The 18,433-nt window shown below is 73.4% G+C and carries 18 protein-coding genes; 14 read left to right on the top strand and 4 right to left on the bottom strand.

Translation table 11 applies throughout. The features are described from left to right. Nucleotide 1 precedes the first annotated feature (1 nt). A complete protein-coding gene (locus tag CO540_RS12175; RefSeq protein WP_099162125.1) occupies nt 2–361 on the bottom strand; it encodes a YraN family protein in 360 nt (119 codons plus the stop codon). 207 nt (nt 362–568) lie between these two features. On the opposite strand from CO540_RS12175, the gene CO540_RS12170 reads away from it, so the two are divergent. The 8 genes from CO540_RS12170 (at nt 569) to CO540_RS12135 (ending at nt 9,188) form a co-directional block, all read left to right on the top strand. Further along, nucleotides 569–1,567 carry a hypothetical protein gene (locus tag CO540_RS12170; RefSeq protein ID WP_099164730.1) on the top strand — a complete coding sequence of 333 codons (999 nt, stop codon included), beginning with the start codon at nt 569–571 and terminating at the stop codon, nt 1,565–1,567. Between the two features lie 233 nt (nt 1,568–1,800). Continuing rightward, nucleotides 1,801–2,670: a 30S ribosomal protein S2 gene (gene rpsB / locus CO540_RS12165; RefSeq protein ID WP_099162124.1), complete on the top strand. Its 870-nt coding sequence runs from the start codon at nt 1,801–1,803 to the stop codon at nt 2,668–2,670. A gap of 127 nt (nt 2,671–2,797) precedes the next feature. Further along, entirely contained in the window at nt 2,798–3,625 is an 828-nt protein-coding gene (tsf, locus tag CO540_RS12160; RefSeq protein WP_099162123.1) for a translation elongation factor Ts, read from the top strand. 156 nt (nt 3,626–3,781) lie between these two features. Further along, the gene (pyrH, locus tag CO540_RS12155) at nt 3,782–4,549 is read left to right on the top strand and encodes a UMP kinase (protein ID WP_036345766.1); all 768 of its coding nucleotides are present in this window, start codon (nt 3,782–3,784) and stop codon (nt 4,547–4,549) included. Between the two features lie 85 nt (nt 4,550–4,634). Continuing rightward, nucleotides 4,635–5,192: a ribosome recycling factor gene (gene frr, locus CO540_RS12150; RefSeq protein ID WP_091580162.1), complete on the top strand. Its 558-nt coding sequence runs from the start codon at nt 4,635–4,637 to the stop codon at nt 5,190–5,192. Between the two features lie 255 nt (nt 5,193–5,447). Continuing rightward, nucleotides 5,448–6,725 (top strand): phosphatidate cytidylyltransferase, encoded by a 1,278-nt coding sequence (locus CO540_RS12145; protein ID WP_099162122.1) that lies wholly within the window; start codon nt 5,448–5,450, stop codon nt 6,723–6,725. 104 nt (nt 6,726–6,829) lie between these two features. Next, nucleotides 6,830–7,975, top strand: a complete 1,146-nt coding sequence (gene rlmN, locus CO540_RS12140; RefSeq protein WP_098745968.1) for a 23S rRNA (adenine(2503)-C(2))-methyltransferase RlmN — start codon at nt 6,830–6,832, stop codon at nt 7,973–7,975. Between the two features lie 22 nt (nt 7,976–7,997). Beyond that, nucleotides 7,998–9,188 (top strand): DivIVA domain-containing protein, encoded by a 1,191-nt coding sequence (locus CO540_RS12135; protein WP_099162121.1) that lies wholly within the window; start codon nt 7,998–8,000, stop codon nt 9,186–9,188. 73 nt (nt 9,189–9,261) lie between these two features. Here CO540_RS12135 and CO540_RS12130 read toward each other — a convergent pair whose 3' ends face one another. Continuing rightward, a complete protein-coding gene (locus CO540_RS12130) occupies nt 9,262–9,486 on the bottom strand; it encodes a DUF2631 domain-containing protein (protein ID WP_099162120.1) in 225 nt (74 codons plus the stop codon). Nucleotides 9,487–9,741: 255 nt separating this feature from the next. Here CO540_RS12130 and CO540_RS12125 point away from each other — a divergent pair, with 255 nt between their 5' ends. Further along, nucleotides 9,742–11,322, top strand: coding sequence for a Rieske 2Fe-2S domain-containing protein (locus CO540_RS12125; protein ID WP_099162119.1), 1,581 nt, complete (start codon nt 9,742–9,744; stop codon nt 11,320–11,322). A 106-nt stretch (nt 11,323–11,428) separates the two neighbouring features. Next, complete coding sequence (locus CO540_RS12120) at nt 11,429–12,067, top strand: TMEM175 family protein (RefSeq protein ID WP_172968019.1); 639 nt, start codon at nt 11,429–11,431, stop codon at nt 12,065–12,067. 53 nt (nt 12,068–12,120) lie between these two features. Here the strand turns inward: CO540_RS12120 and CO540_RS12115 are convergent, their stop codons facing one another. Further along, the gene (locus tag CO540_RS12115) at nt 12,121–13,716 is read right to left on the bottom strand and encodes an NAD(P)/FAD-dependent oxidoreductase (protein ID WP_099164729.1); all 1,596 of its coding nucleotides are present in this window, start codon (nt 13,714–13,716) and stop codon (nt 12,121–12,123) included. Between the two features lie 182 nt (nt 13,717–13,898). Between CO540_RS12115 and CO540_RS12110 the strand changes: the two genes are divergently transcribed. Continuing rightward, on the top strand, nt 13,899–14,315 hold the full coding sequence (locus CO540_RS12110) for a ribosomal protein L7/L12 (protein ID WP_099164728.1): 417 nt from the start codon (nt 13,899–13,901) through the stop codon (nt 14,313–14,315). 104 nt (nt 14,316–14,419) lie between these two features. Further along, nucleotides 14,420–15,586, top strand: a complete 1,167-nt coding sequence (locus CO540_RS12105) for an alkaline phosphatase PhoX (protein WP_099162117.1) — start codon at nt 14,420–14,422, stop codon at nt 15,584–15,586. A gap of 13 nt (nt 15,587–15,599) precedes the next feature. On the opposite strand, the gene CO540_RS12100 is transcribed toward CO540_RS12105, so the two are convergent. Continuing rightward, nucleotides 15,600–16,442, bottom strand: a complete 843-nt coding sequence (locus CO540_RS12100; protein ID WP_099162116.1) for a YhjD/YihY/BrkB family envelope integrity protein — start codon at nt 16,440–16,442, stop codon at nt 15,600–15,602. Nucleotides 16,443–16,493: 51 nt separating this feature from the next. Between CO540_RS12100 and CO540_RS12095 the strand changes: the two genes are divergently transcribed. Together CO540_RS12095 and CO540_RS12090 are read left to right on the top strand one after the other, a co-directional pair. Next, nucleotides 16,494–17,039, top strand: coding sequence for a GNAT family N-acetyltransferase (locus CO540_RS12095; protein ID WP_098745961.1), 546 nt, complete (start codon nt 16,494–16,496; stop codon nt 17,037–17,039). A gap of 86 nt (nt 17,040–17,125) precedes the next feature. Continuing rightward, nucleotides 17,126–18,349, top strand: a complete 1,224-nt coding sequence (locus CO540_RS12090; RefSeq protein ID WP_253866628.1) for a PP2C family protein-serine/threonine phosphatase — start codon at nt 17,126–17,128, stop codon at nt 18,347–18,349. Nucleotides 18,350–18,433 lie beyond the last annotated feature (84 nt).

Below are 18,433 nucleotides of genomic sequence, written 5' to 3'. Positions count from 1 at the left end.
GTCAGAACGCGCCCCGCAGGTGCTCGACCCGGGCCCGGCCGGTGACCGGCAGCCGGACCGAGAGCACGTCGAAGCGGACCTCGTCGGCGGTGGTGCCGGTCTCGGCGAGCCAGCGGGCGGCGAGGCCGCGCAACCGGCGGGCCTTGGTCCTGACCACGGCCTCGGCGGGGGCGCCGTACCGTTCGGTGCGCCGGGTCTTCACCTCGCAGAAGGCCAGGACCGGCCCCTCCCACGCGATGATGTCGATCTCCCCGTCGGGGCAGCGCCAGTTGCGGGCGACCGGCCGCAGGCCGCTCTCGATCAGGTGCCGCAACGCGCACCGCTCGCCGTACGCCCCGACGGCCTGGTTTCGGTTCGTCATGCCGGTCAGGTTGCGACCGACCGCCGGGCGGCGCGTGCCGCCGGCGCACGACCTGGGGACGAGATCCGACTTGTGGACGGGACCACGATCTTCCGGCCGATGTGCCACCGGATCACCCCGCGGCGGCGCGAAGCCGGCCGGGGCGGCCCCGAGCTGGCGCGATGTTCCGGTCGGCCCGAATGGCGCGGCTGGTGCCGGTCGCATACCGTGCCCGTCGTGGACGGACGACGGAGCTATCCCGAGGATCAGCAGGGGTCGCGTTGGGGCGACCGCGGGTACGAGTCGGAGTGGCGCGCCGCCGGCGAGCCGCGCTACCGCGACGACGACTACCGCGCCCCGGAGCAGCGCGCCGGTGAGAGCCGGTACGGGGGTTACTCCGCCGCCGACCCGCTGGTCGACGACACCAGCGGCTGGCGGTCGCAGCGTCCGGACGACCCGGAGGTCTCCGGCGAGCTGCCCGGTCGGGCCGGCCGGCGGGCGGCGCGCGAGGCGCAGGGCGGTGAGGACCCGCTCTCCCGCAGCGGGGTCGACGCGCTCGGCACCGCCTCGCACGGCACGTCGAGCCCGCTCGGCGGCACCTCGGCCCCGGTCGCCGACCCGCTCGGCGGCGGGTCCCGCGGCGCCGACGCGTTCGGCGCGCGCGGCGGCGACGGTCTCGTGGGCGGGGTCGACCAGGCGCGACCCGGGCCGCTGGGCGGCTACCCGATCGTCGACACCGGCGCGACCGGCGGCACCCAGATGTCGCTGGGCGGTCGGCCCGGTCCGGGCTCGGCCACCCCGCTGACCATCGGTGAGCGTCCCGGTGGGCCCGCGGAGTCGGCGGCGCCGCCGAACCCGCTGGAGATGCCGACCGGCCCGATGCCGTCGGTGGTGCCCCGGACGGACGGGCCGCCGCCGGGCGACGGCGTCTACCGGACCCGGCGCCCGGCGCTCGCGGTGCTGCTGGCGGCACTGGTGCTGGTGCTGGAGGTGCCGGCGTTGCGGGTGCTGCTGCACGGGCTGGTGGGCGACCCGGTGTCCACGTCGCACGTGGTGGTGGGGACGTTCCTGGTGGTCGGGCTGCCGATCTTCGGCGCCGGCCTGTACGGGCTGCGCACCGGCGGGCTGGCGCTCGCCGACGGCAGTCGGGGTTGGCTCCGCCCGCCGACGGCGTACCTGACCGTCGGCCTGGTGCTCTTCCTGGCCGCCGCCCTCGCCGCCCGCTGACCCGGGCGGGAGGAAACGCACCCCGGGGCCGGGGTGCGGAGAAGGCGCGTACACTGGTCGACTGGCGACCGCCTCGCGCGGTCGACCTCGCGCGCCCTCTCCACGGTCCTCCCGTGGGGCGACGGCCTCCCTGGTCCCGGTTCCGCACCGGGCCCACCCCGGCCGGCGACCGGGCGCCAGGCGTCCGGTCGCCGACCGGACGGACAACCAGGGACAAAGTAGGAGTACCCACCATGGCCGTCGTGACCATGCGTCAGCTGCTGGAGAGCGGTGTGCACTTCGGGCACCAGACCCGGCGCTGGAACCCGAAGATGAAGCGCTTCATCTTCACCGAGCGCAACGGTATCTACATCATCGACCTGCGCCAGACGCTCGACTACATCGAGAAGGCGTACGAGTTCGTGCGCACCACCGTCGCGGGCGGCGGCAGCATCCTGTTCGTCGGCACCAAGAAGCAGGCCCAGGAGGCCATCGCCGAGCAGGCGACCCGGGTCGGCCAGCCGTACGTCAACCACCGCTGGCTCGGTGGCATGCTGACCAACTTCCAGACCGTGTACAAGCGGCTGCAGCGGATGAAGGAGCTCGAGGCCCTGGGTGACCTGAGCGGCACCGCCGCCGGTTACACCAAGAAGGAGACCCTCCAGCTCTCCCGCGAGAAGATCAAGCTCACCAAGACCCTCGGTGGTCTGCGGGACATGCAGAAGCTCCCGGCCGCGGTCTGGATCGTCGACACCAAGAAGGAGCACATCGCCGTCGACGAGGCCCGCAAGCTGGGCATCCCGGTGATCGCGGTGCTCGACACCAACTGCGACCCGGACGAGGTCGACTTCCCGATCCCGGGCAACGACGACGCCATCCGCTCGGCCGAGCTGCTGACCAAGGTCGTCGCCGCCGCCGTCGCCGACGGTCTGATCGCCCGCTCCGGCCGCAACCGGGGCGCCGACGAGAAGCCCGAGGCGGGTCAGGTCGGCGCCGACGAGCCGCTGGCCGAGTGGGAGCGCGAGCTGCTCGAGGAGCCGAAGAAGGCCGACGAGCAGCCCGCCGCCGCCGCCGAGCAGGCCGCGCCGGCCGCCGAGCAGCCGGCGACCGCCGCCGCGGAGTGATCTCGCCGTCGCGTCCCCGCCGTCCGGTTTCCCGGCGGTGGGGACGCGACGGGTACGCCGGGCAGAACCGGCCCGGATCCGGGTAACCGGGCACCCAGACCATCTCACTGACACCGAAGAGAGAGTCATGTCCAACTTCACCGCCGCGGACGTCAAGAAGCTCCGCGACCTCACCGGCGCCGGCATGATGGACTCCAAGAAGGCGCTGACCGAGGCCGAGGGCGACTTCGACAAGGCCGTCGAGATCCTGCGCGTCAAGGGCGCGAAGGACGTCGGCAAGCGGGCCGGCCGCACCGCCGCCAACGGTCTCATCGCCCACTCCGGCCAGGCGCTGCTGGAGCTCAACTGCGAGACCGACTTCGTCGCCAAGAACGACGCCTTCATCGCGCTGGCCCAGCAGCTGGTCGAGCACGGTGTGGCCAGCGGCGCGACCAACGCCGAGGAGCTGCTCGCCAGCACCATCGACGGCAAGAGCGTGGCCGACCTGATCCAGGAGCAGTCCGCCAAGATCGGCGAGAAGCTGGTGCTGAACCGCTTCGCCAAGCTCGACGGCACCACCGCGGTCTACCTGCACCGCAAGAGCCAGGACCTGCCCCCGGCGGTCGGCGTGCTGGTGCAGTTCTCCGGCAAGACCGACGAGGCGGCCGACGCCGACGCGCGTGGCGTGGCCATGCAGATCGCCGCGATGCGGCCGAAGTACCTCACCCGCGACGAGGTGCCGGCGGAGACCGTCGAGTCCGAGCGGCGCATCGCCGAGCAGACCGCCCGCGAGGAGAACAAGCCCGAGGCGGCGCTGCCGAAGATCGTCGAGGGTCGGGTCAACGCCTTCTTCAAGGACTTCGTCCTGCTGGAGCAGGCCGCGGTCGCCGACAACAAGAAGACCGTCAAGCAGGTGCTGGCCGAGGCCGGCATCGAGGTGACCCGCTTCGTGCGGTTCGAGGTCGGCCAGGCCTGAGCCGCCGCTCCGGGCCGCTGAGCCCGGGCGCAGGGAGAACGTCGACGAGGAGGCCGCCGGTGTACGCGACAGGCACCGCGGCCTCCTCGTCACATAGGGTCTGCAGGGGCACGTACGCGAGGCCCGCGCGGCGCGCGGGGAGAAGGGGCGGGGCGGATGACGCAGGTTGTGAGTGACCGGAGCCTGGCGGCGGACGATCCGACCGCCCCTCCGCCCGGTCGGTCCCGTCGGGTGGTGCTGAAGCTCTCCGGTGAGGTCTTCGGCGGCGGCGCGATCGGCGTCGACCCGGACGTCGTGCAGGGCATCGCCCGGCAGATCGCCACCGTGGTCCGCCGCGGCGTGCAGGTCTCCGTGGTGGTCGGCGGCGGCAACTTCTTCCGCGGCGCCGAGCTGCAGAAGCGGGGCATGGACCGGGCCCGCGCCGACTACATGGGCATGCTCGGCACGGTGATGAACTGCCTCGCGCTCCAGGACTTCCTGGAGAAGGAGGGCATCGAGACCCGGGTGCAGAGCGCCATCACCATGGCCCAGGTCGCCGAGCCGTACATCCCGCTGCGCGCGATCCGGCACCTGGAGAAGGGCCGCGTGGTGATCTTCGGCGCGGGCGCCGGGATGCCCTACTTCTCCACCGACACCGTGGCCGCCCAGCGGGCGCTGGAGATCCGCGCGGACGTGGTGCTGATGAGCAAGAACGGCGTGGACGCGGTCTACACCGCCGACCCCCGGATCGACCCGACGGCGAGCAAGCTCGACTCGATCACCTTCTCCGAGGTGCTGCGCCGCAACCTGCGGGTGGCCGACGCCGCCGCGTTCAGCCTCTGCATGGAGAACGGCCTGCCGATGCTGGTCTTCGGCGCCCAGGGCGACGACACGATCGTCCGTGCCGTCGGCGGTGAGAAGATCGGCACGCTGATCACCGCCTGACCGGCCCGCCGGACCGGCAGCGGTCCTCTGCCACTGCAGCACCAGCACAGCCCACGACGAGCGACAGAAGGAGGCGAGGAGACCGGTGATCGACGACACCCTCCTCGAGGCGGAGGAGAAGATGGAGCGTGCGATCGAGCACGCCAAGGAGGAGTTCGGCGGGATCCGCACCGGTCGCGCCAACGCCGCCATGTTCTCCCGGATCCTCATCGACTACTACGGCAGCCCCACCCCGCTGCCACAGATGGCGTCCATCGCGGTGCCCGAGCCGCGCATGGTGATCATCAAGCCGTACGACAACTCGCAGACCAACGCGATGGAAAAGGCGATCCGCGACTCGGACCTCGGGGTCAACCCGAACAACGAGGGCAACCAGCTGCGCATCGTGCTCCCGCAGATGACCGAGGAGCGTCGCCGCGAGATGATCAAGGTCGCCCGGCACAAGGGCGAGGAGGCCAAGGTGGCCGTCCGCAACACCCGCCGCAAGGCCAAGGAGGAGCTGGACCGCCTGGTCAAGGACGGCGAGGTCGGCGAGGACGAGGGCCGGCGCGCGGAGAAGGAGCTGGACGACCTGACCCAGCGCTTCGTCGGCACCGTCGACGAGCTGGTCAAGCACAAGGAGAGCGAGCTGCTCGAGGTCTGAGCGGCCCGCGTACCGTGACGGCACCGCGCCGCCGCCGCCCGACCCCGGGCGGCGGCCCGGTGCCGTCGTCGTGCCCGACGGCGTCCACCCTCGGCGCTTCCCGGGTGCAGTAGGCTCGGCACGATTCCCGACCACCACCGGGTGAACGGCGGGAGTCGCCCGGCCGTCGGTCGGTCAACAGGAAGTCTCACGCCGGTAGGGGATGGTCTTGGTCTTGCGTCATGTGGTGGCTTTCGTACCGTCTGCCGGTGCGTGATGTCCCACCCCGACCCCTACGGCGGCGCCGAGCCGCGCGGCTGGGACCGCCCGGCGCCCGCGCTGCCCTGGCCGGAGACCGATCTCGAACCCGGTCCGTGGCAGCGCCCCGGCCCGGGCGCCCGTCCGCACCCCGCCGACGCGGGCGCCTACGCGCGCCCGGAGACGTACGCGCGCCCGGGCGCCGACCCGTACCCGGGGACGACCCGACGCCACGACGCCGCGCGGCCGTACGACGAACCCCGGGCCGCGGGGCCCGACCGCCGGGACGAGCCGGCGCCCGGCGGGCGCGGCGCGTGGGGTGGGGACCGGCCGGACGACGAGTACCCGACCGCCCAGATCGCCCCGGTACGTGACGAGCCGGTACGCGACGAGCCGGCGCCCGAGCCACCGGCCGGCCGCCGGGCCCGGGGCCGTCGACGGGCGAGCGCGGAGCGGCCCCCGACCGCGGTGCCCGGGGCGTCGCGGGCCGGCCGTAACCTGCCGGCCGCGATCGGCGTCGGGGTGGCCCTCGGCGCGGCGATCGTGGTGCCGCTGTTCTTCTTCCTGCCGGCGTTCCTCGCCGTGCTCGCCGCCGCCGTGGCCATCGGCATCGGGGAGATGGCCCGGGCGGTCCGTCGCAGCGGCGCCCACCCGCCGCTGGTGCCGCTGGTCGCCGGCGGCGTGCTCACGGTCGGGCTGGCCTGGTTCGCCGGCCCGGACGCGCTCTGCCTCGGGCTGCTGGTCACCGTGCTGGGCACGATGATCTGGCGGTTGGGTGACGGGCCCGGCAACTACCAGCGCGACCTGACCGCGGCCACCCTGATCGCGGTGTACGTGCCCTTCCTGGCCGGCTTCGCGGCCCTGCTCGCGGCGGCGCCCGACGACGGGCACCTGCGGGTGCTGGTCACGCTGGTGGCGGTGGTGCTCTCCGACACCGGCGGGTACGCCGCCGGGGTGGCGTTCGGCAAGCACCCGATGGCGCCGACGATCAGCCCGAAGAAGTCCTGGGAGGGCTTCGCCGGCTCGGTCACGGCCGCGGCGGCGGGCAGCGCCGTGCTGCTGTGGCTGCTGTTCGACGTGGCCCCCTGGTGGGGCGCCCTGTTCGGAATGGCGATCTCCTGCGCGGCCGTGCTCGGCGACCTCGCCGAGTCGATGATCAAGCGGGATCTCGGGGTCAAGGACATGAGCAACCTGCTGCCCGGGCACGGCGGCCTGATGGACCGGCTCGACTCGATCCTGTTCGCGGTGCCGACGGCGTATCTGCTGCTGGCGGTCTTCGTGCCGGTGGTGGGCTGAGGGATGGATCACGGTGGCGTCGCGGGCCGGACCGGCCGGTCGGGGACGATTCGGCACCCACGGACGGGTGCGTCCGGTCGGACGCGTGTCAGACTGGACGCGCCATGACGAGCCTCCCGCTGATCTCCGTAGACCCCGACGCCCGCGGCCGCAAGCCCGCGATGCCTCCCCGCCACCTCGCCGACCTGGACCTGCCGGGCCGGCAGGCGCTCGTCACCGAGCTGGGCGAACCGGCGTTCCGCGCCAAGCAGGTCTCCAACCACTACTTCGGGCGCCTGGTGCGCGACCCGGAGCGGATGACCGACCTGCCGGCGGCGACCCGCGAGCGGCTGGCCGGCACGCTGCTGCCCACGCTGCTCACCCCGGTCCGCGAGCTGGCCTGCGACGACGGCGCGACCCGCAAGGCGCTCTGGCGGCTGCACGACGGCTCGCTGGTGGAGAGCGTGCTGATGGGCTACCCGGACCGGGTCACCGTCTGCATCTCCAGCCAGGCCGGCTGCGGCATGGCCTGCCCGTTCTGCGCCACCGGCCAGGCCGGGCTGACCCGCAACCTGTCCACCGCGGAGATCGTCGACCAGGCCGTCTACCTGGCCGGGGTGGCCGCCTCCGGGGCGGTGGCCGGCTCACCGCCGCGGCTGTCGCACGTGGTGTTCATGGGCATGGGCGAGCCGCTGGCCAACTACGCGCGGGTGGTCGCGGCGATCCGCCGCCTGGTCGCGCCGGCGCCCGAGGGGCTCGGGCTGTCCCAGCGGCACATCACCGTTTCCACGGTCGGGCTGGTCCCGGCCATCCGCCGACTGGCCAGCGAAGACCTCTCGGTGACCCTTGCGTTGTCGCTGCACGCCCCCGATGATGAGCTGCGCGACGAACTCGTCCCGGTCAACCAGCGCTGGAAGGTGTCCGAGGTGCTGGACGCGGCGTGGGACTACGCGGCCACGACGGGGCGTCGCGTGTCCATCGAGTACGCGATGATCAAGGACGTGAACGACCAGCCGTGGAGAGCCGATCTGCTCGGGCGGCTGCTGGCCGGCAAGTTGGCCCACGTGAACCTGATCCCGCTCAACCCGACTCCGGGCAGCCGCTGGGACGCCAGCCCGAAGCCGGTCGAGCGGGAGTTCGTCCGGCGGTTGCGCGACGCCGGGGTGTCCACGACGGTGCGGGACACCCGGGGGCGCGAGATCGACGGGGCGTGTGGGCAGCTCGCCGCCGCCGAGGACACGGACAGCGACTCACGCGCGGCAACGGCGTAGCGGTACGAGACCAGGAGACATAGTGGCGAGTCAGGGTCAGCGTTTCCGGCGTAAGGCGCTCCGCCGGGGATACAAGGTCGACGAGGTGGACGCCTTCCTGGACCGGGTCGAGGCGACCCTCGCCGGCCAGCCGGTGGGCGCGCCCGTCGCCTCCCAGGAGGTCCACGACGTCGTCTTCCGGGTCCGGTTCAACGGCTACGACGAGTGGCAGGTCGACCTGCACCTCGACCGGGTGGAGCGGCAGCTCGCCGAGCTGGAGGAGCGCTCCGGCGCCCCCGGCGGGCGCGGTGGCGACCCCCGGATGGCCGACCGGCTCGGCCCGCCGATGCGCGACGACCGCGGCCTGTCCCCGGTGCCCCAGCCGCCGATGCCGCCCCGGCAGATGCCGGCCCAGGCCGGCCCGCCCGCCGACCGCTACGGCAACCGGTACGACGAGCCGACCGGCGCGTTCGCCGGCGGGTACGACGCCCCGCGCGGCGGCTACGACGCGCCTCGCGGCCCGGGCGGCCCCGGTCCGATGGGCCCGGGTGCCCCGCTCGGCCACGGTGGCCCGCCGCCGCGTGGCCTCCCGCCCGGCCCCGGTGGCTACGGCGGCCCGGACAACGGTCCGGGTGGCTACGGCGCTCCGGACAACGGCCCGGGTGGCTACGGCGGCCCCGACAACGGCCCGGGTGGCTACGGCGGCCCGGACGAGCGGTTCGACGGCTTCGAGGCGGGGCGGCACGGCCGCGCCGACATGACCGCCGAGATCCGCATGCCCGAGCGTGACCTGCGTGACCTGCGCGGTCGCGGACCGGCCGGTCCGCCGGCGCTGCCGCAGCAGGGCTACGGCGCCCCCGAGCCGGGCTACGGCCCGCCGGACCAGGGCTACGGTCCGGGCCCGTCGATGACCGGCCCGCCGCTGGTCGGCCCGCCGGCCGCCGGCCCGCCGATGGTGGGTCCGCCGATGGCCGGCCCGCCCGGCAGCGACCTCTACCGGGTCGACCAGATCCGGCGCAGCTTCCAGGTCCGCCGGTTCGGCAGCGGGTACGACCCGGACCAGGTCGACCGGTTCTTCGAGACGCTGCTCGGCGGCATGCAGGGGCGCAACCCGATGCCGGTGAACCCGAAGGACCTCGACACGCTGCGCTTCGGGCTGGTGCCCGGCGGCTACTTCGAGGCCGAGGTCGACGCCGCGCTCAAGGACGTGCAGGACATCCTGCTCGGCCGCTGAGCCGTCCACGACGACGAAAGGGCCCGCCCCCGACGAGGGGGCGGGCCCTTTCGCGTACCGCTGGCGCCGCGCGTCAGGACCGCAGGCCGTTGCGGCGCAGCACGGCGTCGCCGATGACGATGGCGAGCAGCAGCGCGGCGATCCCGAACAGCCAGATGTCCTCCACCCGGCCCTCCTCGGTGCCGCAGAACGCCATCAACACCAGGGCCACCGCCGACGCCACCGCACCGATCCGCCCGGACTTGCGGTGCCCGGGCTTGTGCTGATCTGGCGCGGTTACCGGCTCGTCTCCTGCCACTGTCGGTCCTTCCCTCGCGATCGGATCTCCGATCAGTCTGGCACGCGCCCCGCCGGGCCCGGCGCAGGGTCCGACCTCACGGGGCACTGATGACCCGCGCGGGCGACCGGCGGCCCACGTGCCGCCGACCGACCCGGGCCGTTGGACCCGTTCCGACCGGGGCACGACGGCACTACCGGCGTCGCGGAACGGCGACCACACTGCCTCCGGTAGCGTTCCTGACGTACGCCTGATGTCTTGTCGAGGGGGATTGCGGTGCGAGTGACCGGTACGGGCCATGCCAGCATGCGGATCGACACGCCCGCGGGCAGCATCCTGTGCGACCCGTGGGTCAATCCCGCCTACTTCGCCTCGTGGTTCCCGTTCCCCGACAACTCCCAGCTCGACTGGGCCACCCTGGGCCAGGTCGACTACCTGTACGTGTCGCACCTGCACCGGGACCACTTCGACGCCAAGCACCTGCGTGACGTCATCTCCAAGGACGCCACCGTCCTGCTGCCCGAGTTCCCCACCTCGGAGATGGAGGACGAGCTGCGGGCGCTGGGCTTCACGAAGTTCCTCAAGGCGCCGAACGAGCAGGTGGTGGAGCTGCCCGGCGGGCTGAAGATCATGATTCAGGCGTTGACCAGCCCGACCGACGGCCCGATCGGCGACTCGTCGCTGTGGGTGGAGTACGACGGCGTCCGGCTGCTCAACCAGAACGACGCCCGCCCGACCGACCTGACCGTCTTCGCCGAGCTGGGCCACGTGCACGCGCACATGCTCCAGTTCTCCGGCGCGATCTGGTACCCGATGGTCTACGAGCTGCCGCAGGCGGCGAAGACCGCGTTCGGCAAGCAGAAGCGCGACCGGCAGTTCGACCGCACCTGGCGCTACATCGACGACCTGAAGGCCGACCACGTCTTCCCGATCGCCGGCCCGCCCTGCTTCCTCGACGACGAGCTGTGGCAGTTCAACGACATCTTCGGCGACGAGGGCAACATCTTCCCCGACCAGTCGGTCTTCCTGTCCGAGTACGCCAAGGTCGGCGGCACCAACGGCATCGTGCTCCTGCCGGGCAGCGTCACGGAGATCACCACCGAGGGTGCGACCACCACCCACCCGGTGCCGGTGGAGGAGTTCTTCGCGAACAAGGTCGCGCACCTGGAGGAGATGCGGGAGCGCAAGCGCCCGATCATCGAGGCCGAGAAGGCGTCCTGGCGGCACCCCGAGGTCGACGTGCTCGGCCAGATGAAGCGCCGGATCGAGCCGCTGCTGGACGAGTCGATCTATCTGGCCAAGGGCGTCGGCGGGCCGGTCCGCTTCGACCTGGTCGGCTACGACGGTTCCGAGGTCGAGTCGATCGTGGTGGACTTCCCGGGAAAGGAGGTCCGGCCGTACGCGGACGAGAAGGTCCGCTACCGGTTCCGCACCGAGCGCGCGTTGATCGAGCATCTGCTGCACATCGACGAGGTGGACTGGGTCAACTCGCTCTTCCTGTCCTGCCGGTTCTCGGCGGCCCGGATCGGCCAGTACAACGAGTTCGTCTACGCCTTCTTCAAGTGCCTCTCCGAGGAACGCCTCCAGTACGCCGAGGGCTGGTACGACGAGCACGAGCGGGCGGTCGACGCCGAGGACATCACGCTCGACGGCTGGGTGGTGCAGCGGCGCTGCCCGCACCTGAAGGCGGACCTGAGCCGGTTCGGCATCGTCGACGGCGACCAGCTCACCTGTCAGCTGCACGGCTGGAAGTTCGACCTGGCCAGCGGCCGCTGCCTGACCAGCGTCGGGCACAAGATCCGCGCGCACCGCGCCGACGCGGAGACCCCGGCGCCGGCCGGGGAAGCGGTCATCTGACGCTTTCCGCCCCGCCCGCCGCCCCGGCACGCGACCATCGTGGTGTGGGGGCGGCGTGACGGGCGCGGACCGGGAACCGGGGTACCGGTTCGGGCGCAGCAGCGAGATGGCGCGGGACGCCTCGCGGGTGGAGGCGTTCAGCGACGCGGTCATCGCCATCGTGCTCACCCTGATGGCGGTCGAGCTGCTCCAGTTCGGCCCGGACGCGCCGGGTGACCGGGGACTGCCGGCCGCGTTGGCGCACGAGTGGCGGGCCTACCTGGCGTACGTGATCACGTTCGCCGTGGTCGGCCAGGTCTGGCTGACCCACCACAACATGTGGCGCTACGTCTGCCGGGTCGACCAGATGCTGCTGGTGCTCAACCTGCTGCTGCTGATGTTCGTGGCGGCCATCCCGTTCACCGCGAACCTGCTCGCGGACCACCTGCGCGGCACCACCGGCGACCAGCGGCTCACCGCCGCCCTGTACGTGGGCACGGTGCTCGGCGAGGCGCTGTTCTTCAACCTGAGCTGGTGGTGGGCCCGCCGCCGGGGTCTGCTGCACCCGGACCTCGACCCGCGGCTGGCCCGGGCGGTGGCCCGCCGGTTCCGGCTCGGCCCGCTGCTCTACCTGGTCGCGTTCGCGGTCGTGTTCGTCGACCCGATCCTCAGCCTGCTGGCCTACCTGCTGCTGGTCGGCCTCTACGTGATCCGCGGCCCCGGCGACCTCCCGCGCGCCGGGCAGGAGGCCACCGAGACGCCGTGAGGTGTTAAGAGGGGACCCCTGCTCTACCGGAGGCGTTAACAGGGGGCCCCTCCTTACAGGTCGGCGAGGATGCGGCGGGCCGCGTTGTGGCCGGCGGCGCCGATCACGCTGCCCGCCGGGTGGCAGCCGGCGCTGCCCGCGTAGACGCCGTCCACGCCGGTCGCGTACGGCATCCGGTCGGTGAACGACACCGTGTTGTCGACGTGGTGGATGTGCCCACCGGTGATGCCGAAGTGGGCCTCGATGCCGGGCGGGGGCAGTGGCACCGCGTCCGCGATCAGGTCACCGGCGCCCGGGGCGTACCGCTCGCAGATCGCGATCAGCCGCTCCACGTAGCCGGGCAGCGCCGCGTCCCAGGTGGTGCCGGCCAGCTCGTAGGGGACCGACTGGACGAACAGCGCCGACGAGTGGTGCCCGGCCCCGTCGGACAGCGACGGGTCGACCGTCGTGTGCAGGTACCACTCGATGGTCGGCTCGTCCGGCAGCCGCCCCGCCCGGACGTCCGCCCACATGCCGCGCAGCGCGGCCATCGGCGACTCGCCGCCCGCGCCGACCAGCGAGGCCGAGCCGGGGAGCAGGTGGATGGTCGACCCGAACGGGCTCGGCGCGTCCGCCGGCAGGCAGGAGAAACGGGGCAGCCCGGTGAGCGCCAGGTTGAGCTTGAGCGTGGTGCCGGGGCGGCGGACCGCCGCCATCCGCGCGCCCAGCTCCGCCGGGAGCGCGCCGTCGGGCAGCAGCTCCATCAACCGGTACGGGTCGCAGGCCCCCAGCACCACGGACGCGCCGACCTCCCGACCGTCGGCCAGCACCACCCCGGAGGCGGCGCCGGCGTCGAGCGTGATCGCGGTGACCGGCGTACCGGTGACGATCCGCGCCCCGGCGCGCCGGGCGGCCTCGGCGAAGGTACCCGAGACGGTGCCCATGCCGCCCTCGGCGATCATCCAGGTGCCGTCCGACCCGGGAAGTCGGCACATGTTGTGCACCAGGAAGTTGTGCCCGGTGCCGGGGTCGTCCGGGCCGGCGTTGAGCCCGGAGAGGCCGTCGGTGACCGCGTACATGCTGACCAGCAGCTCGGAGCGGAAGTCGAAGCGGGCCAGGTGGTCGGCGACCGAGCCGCGCACCAGGTCGACGAAGACCTGCCGCAGGGCCGGCCGGACGTACCGCTCGGCGGTCTCCTCGACCGGCAGCGGCTCGGCCAGCCAGGCCGGCGCGAGGTCCTCCCGCAACTGGGCCAGCTCGGCCTGGAGCGCGTCGTCGGCGGCCACGTCGGCCGCCGAGAACATGTCGGTGAGCTGCCGCCGGGTGGCCGCGGTGTCGCTGCCGAACAGCAGGTACGGCGAGCCGAGCCCGCCCGGGGTGGGCAGGAAGTAGTGCGGGTCGCGGCGCAGCACCGGAATGGTCACGTCCAGCGTGGCCAGCAGCTCCGGCGGCATCAGCCCCAGCAGGTAGGACCCGGTGGAGTGACGCAGGCCGGGCACCTTGGGGAACGGGTTCTCGGTGCGGGTGGCCCCGCCGATCACCTCGGCGGCCTCCAGCACCAGCACGTCGAGGCCGGCGCGGGCCAGCAGGATCGCCGAGACCAGGCCGTTGTGCCCGGAGCCGACCACGACGACGTCGGCGCGGGACGGCAGCTCACTCGCTTCGCTCATGGGGTGCCGGCTGGGCATGCGCTCATGGCCCTCGCTGCGCTCGGTGCGTTCGCTCATGCCGTGCCGGCTGGGCATGCGCTCATGGCCCTCGCTGCGCTCGGTGCGTTCGCTCATGCCCGGGCAGCCTAGTGCCGGCCGCTCCTCGGTGGGAGGGTTCGCGGCGGGCGGCTACCGTGGCGGCCATGTCCGAGGCTGTCCCGGTCGCCCTCGTGGCGGCGCTGGTCGTGGTGGTGCTGGTACTGCTCGTGCTGCGGCGCGGCCGTCCCCGGGACCTGGTCGCCCCGGACCGCCCCGCCGCTGACGGGCAGGCCGAGGTGCTCCGACTGGCCCGCGCCGGGCGCACGGTCGAGGCGGTCAAGGTGCTGCGTGTGCAGACCGGGCTGTCGCTGCTGGACGCGAAGCGCGTGGTGGACCTGCTGGCGGCGGGCGGGGCCTGGTCACCGGGCGTCCCGGTGCCCGGCGCGAACGTCGACGACGCGGTGCGGGCCGAGGCCGCGCGGCTGCTGCACCGGGGCAGGAAGATCCAGGCGATCAAGGTGGTGCGGGAGCACACGAACCTGTCGCTCGCCGACGCCAAGCGGTACGTCGAACGCCTCTGACGCCGAGCGGCCGTCACCCCGCGTTCACCGGACAGCGGCAGCGGTCGATGGATTCGTGTTCTACCGTCGACGGGACACCCACCGCCTCCGGGAAGGTCACCCCGATGGATCGTCGTACCGTCCTGCGTGCCACCGCCGTCGGCGGCGCGGCCGCCTTCGCCGGCAGTCTCTGGGCCGGCGCCGCGCCCGCCGACCCCGCCCAACCCGGTCCCGGCCCGTACGGGGACCTGCTGCCCGCCGACGCCAACGGCCTCCAGTTGCCGGCCGGGTTCACCAGCCGGGTGATCGCCCGCTCCGGGCAGTGGGTCGCTGGCACCTCGTACTCCTGGCACTGGGCGCCGGACGGCGGCGCCTGCTTCCCGGCCGGCGACGGCTGGATCTACGTCTCCAACTCGGAGGTCCCGCTGGTCGGCGGCGCCTCGGCGGTGCGGTTCGCGGCCGACGGCGCGGTCGTCGCCGCGTACCGGATCCTCGGCGGCACCAACACCAACTGCGCCGGCGGGGCGACCCCGTGGGGCACGTGGCTCTCCTGCGAGGAGGTGCCGCTGGGTCGGGTCTTCGAGACCTGGCCCGACGGCGGCCGGGGCGGTGAGGAGCGGACCCGGATGGGTCGGTTCAAGCACGAGGCGGCGGCCTGCGACCCGGTGCGGCGGGTGGTCTACCTGACCGAGGACGAACCGGACGGCTGCTTCTACCGGTTCGTGCCGGACACCTGGGGCGACCTGCGCACCGGCCGGGTGCAGGTGCTCTGCGCCCCGGACGGCCAGGTCACCGGCCCGGTCACCTGGCGGGACCTGCCGGACCGGGACGGGTTCCCGGTGCCGACCCGCCACCAGGTGGGTGCGGCGCAGTCGTTCACCGGCGGCGAGGGCTGCTGGTACGCCGACGACACCTGCTGGTTCACCACCAAGGGCGACAACCGGGTGTGGGCGTACGACGCGGTGAACCAGCGGCTCGACCTCGCGTACGACGACTCCCTGGTGCCGGCCGGCGCCGCGCCGCTGACCGGTGTCGACAACCTCACCGGCACGCCGGGCGGCGACCTCTACGTGGCCGAGGACGGCGGCAACATGGAGATCAACGTGATCACGCCGGCCGGTGTGGTCTCGCCGTTCCTGCGGCTCCTCGGGCAGGCGAAGTCGGAGATCACCGGGCCGGCGTTCGCCCCGGACGGCAGCCGGCTCTACTTCTCCTCGCAGCGCGGCACCAGCGGCGCCACCGCCGGCAGCGGCGGCATCACCTACGAGGTGCGGGGCCCGTTCCGGCGTTGACGCGGTTCACCGGTCAGGCGCGGGCCGCCACCCGGGCGGCCCGCCACCGGCTCAGCGCCAGAGTGGCCGAGTAGCCGGCCAGCACGATCACGTGGAACAGGTAGAGCCAGAGCAGCACCGCCACCCCGCCGCCGATATCGTCGAACCCGCCGAACGGCACGCCCAGGTTCAGCGGCAGCGAGCAGAACAGCACGAAGCCGTGCAGGAAGCCGGAGAGGTTCGCGGCGGTGAACGAGCCCATGCCGAGCGTGGAGAGCCAGTCCGGGGAGGCCGGTCCGACCACCCGGAACACCCACACCAGCACCGGCGTGAGCACCAGCCACACGGCCAGGAACGACAGCACCACGCCCAGCGCGCCGATCCAGCCGCCCTGGCGGACCAGCCGGGTGGTCAGCGGCAGCGCCAGCAGGATCGACAGCAGCAGCGCCGGGGCCGGCGCGAGCAGCGGGAGCAGCAGCAGCCGGCCCCGCCAGCCGACCAGCGCGCCGGACTCGCCGCGCGGCTCGGCCACCGAGACGAACGCCCGGCGCAGCCCTTCGCCGTAGAGCGAGGCCGGCAGCAGCGAGGCCAGGGCCAGCAGCGGCGTCAGCGTCACCCCGGCCTCGACCAGCGCGGCCACCGCCCGGTCCGCGCCGATCTGGGTGGGCAGGGTGTCGATCGCGTACCCGGTGAGCCGGCGCACCCGGTCGGCCCCGGCGACCAGCCCGGTGAGCCAGATGGCCAGCAGCGCCACCGGCACCACGGCGATCGCGCCGTAGAAGGTGATCGCGGCGGCGTGCAGCGACAGGTCCCGGCCCCGGACCGGCCGGAACGCCGCAGCCGTGATCCGCTTGGTCCGCTCCCACCCGTCGCCCATCGCCCCCTCGTTCCCCGTACGCCCGTCCGGCACGCATTACGATCCGGCGTCATGATGATCGCCTCGACCCAGCGGCTCGTGGTCCGGGACTGGACGGAATCACCGGACGACCTGGCCCGCGTCTACGACATCTACTCCCGCGAGGAGGTCATGCGCTGGCTCGGGGGCGGGGCGGGGCGGATGACCGACCCGGCGGAGGCGCGTGACCGGGTGCGTCTGTGGCGCGACCGCTGGGCGCCGTACGCCGGCAGGTGGGGCCTGTGGGCGATCGAACCCCGCGATGCCGGCCCCGCGGCGGGCAGCGTCCTGCTCAAGCCGCTGCCCGGGCGCGACGGCGTGACCCTCACCGACGACATCGAGGTGGGCTGGCACCTGCACCCCGACGCCCAGGGCCACGGCTACGCCACCGAGGCGGCCCGGGCGGTGCTGGAGCGCGAGTTCGCCACCGGAACCCCACGGGTGTACGCGGTGGTGATGGCCGGCAACGAGCCGTCCATGGCGGTGGCCCGGCGGCTCGGGATGACCCACGTCGGCGTGCGCGGCGACTGGTACGGCGGCGCCGCCCTGGAGACGTTCGTCCTGGACCGCCCCGCCTAGCGGTGTTCCTCGTCTCGCCCGCGCCCGCACGTTGGCAGTTCGCCGCCGGCCTCCTACGGTGGTGGGGACACGGGGGAGGTGGTGGTGTGGTCGACGGCGGCGATGCGGCGCGTTGGCTGCACCTCAACGCCCCCCGTGGCGGGCCGGACGAGCTGTCGCTCCTGGTGAGCGGGGCCGCGCCCGCCATCGGGGCCACCGACATCGTGATCTACCTGGCCGACTACACGCAGTCCTCGCTCGTACCCCTGGTCGGCGCCGGCGGGCCTCGGGACGAGCTGACGATCGAGACGACGCTGGCCGGCCGGGCGTTCACCGGCCTCCAGGTGCAGCGCGCCCCCGACCACCCGGACCGGCTCTGGGTGCCCCTGCTGCTCGGCTGTGAGCGGCTGGGGGTGCTGGAGATCGTGTCGCCCGGCGCCGGCGATCCCGCGCTGGACCGGCCGGCCTGGGAGGTGGCGGTCGCCGTCGCCCAGGTCCTGGTGAACCGCCGGCTCTACGGCGACGTCGTCGAACGGATCCGCCGCCGCCTTCCGATGCAGGTCGCCGCCGAGACCGTGTGGGGGCTGCTGCCGCCGCTGACGTTCGCGACCGACGACCTGGTGATCACCGCCATTCTCGAACCGTGTTACGACGTCGGCGGGGACATCTTCGACTACGCGCTCAACGGTGACGTGCTCAGCGTCGGGCTCTTCGACACCTGCGGGCACGGGATCAAGGCGAGCGCGCTGGCCTCGCTCGTGGTCAGCGCGTACCGCAACGCCCGGCGCACCGGCCTCGACCTGGTCGACACGGCGATCAGCATCGACCGGTGGGTCCGCTCCGAGCATCCGGGCTTGTTCGCGACCGCGCTGCTCGGCGAGCTGGACCGGCGGACCGGCCTGCTGAGGATCATCAACGCCGGCCACCCCGGGGCCATGCTGCTGCGCGACGGCAAGGCCGTCCGGGCGCTGCCCGGGCCGACCGCGCTGCCGCTGGGGCTGGGCAACCTGTCGGCCAGGCGCCCGCGGGTGCACGAGGAGGCGCTGCACCCGGGCGACCGCGTCCTCGCCTACACCGACGGCATCACCGACGCGCGCGGCGACGACGGGGAACGGTTCGGGCTGGACCGGCTGGTCGACTTCGTCGAGCGTGCCCTCAACGACCGGCTGCCCAGCCCGGAGACGATGCGCCGTCTGGTCCGCGCCGTCCTCGCCTACCAGCGGGACCAGCTCGACGACGACGCCACCGCGCTGTTCCTGGAGTGGCAGCCACCGCACCTGCCCCTGGGTCACCTGGAGCACCTCACCGCGCGGGTTGAGGGATCTCGGTAGCGACGGACACCGTGTGCGAGCAGGGCTCGGCGGGGCAGCGCCGCTAGGGTGGGCGGTAGCACGATTACCCGCGGAGGGGGTGAG

Origin of the sequence: Micromonospora sp. WMMA2032, assembly GCF_002688545.1 — a bacterium.
Lineage (GTDB): Bacteria > Actinomycetota > Actinomycetes > Mycobacteriales > Micromonosporaceae > Micromonospora > Micromonospora sediminicola.
The sequence above is the reverse complement of the archived record's forward strand: the minus strand, read 5'-3'. Positions and strand labels throughout refer to the sequence as shown.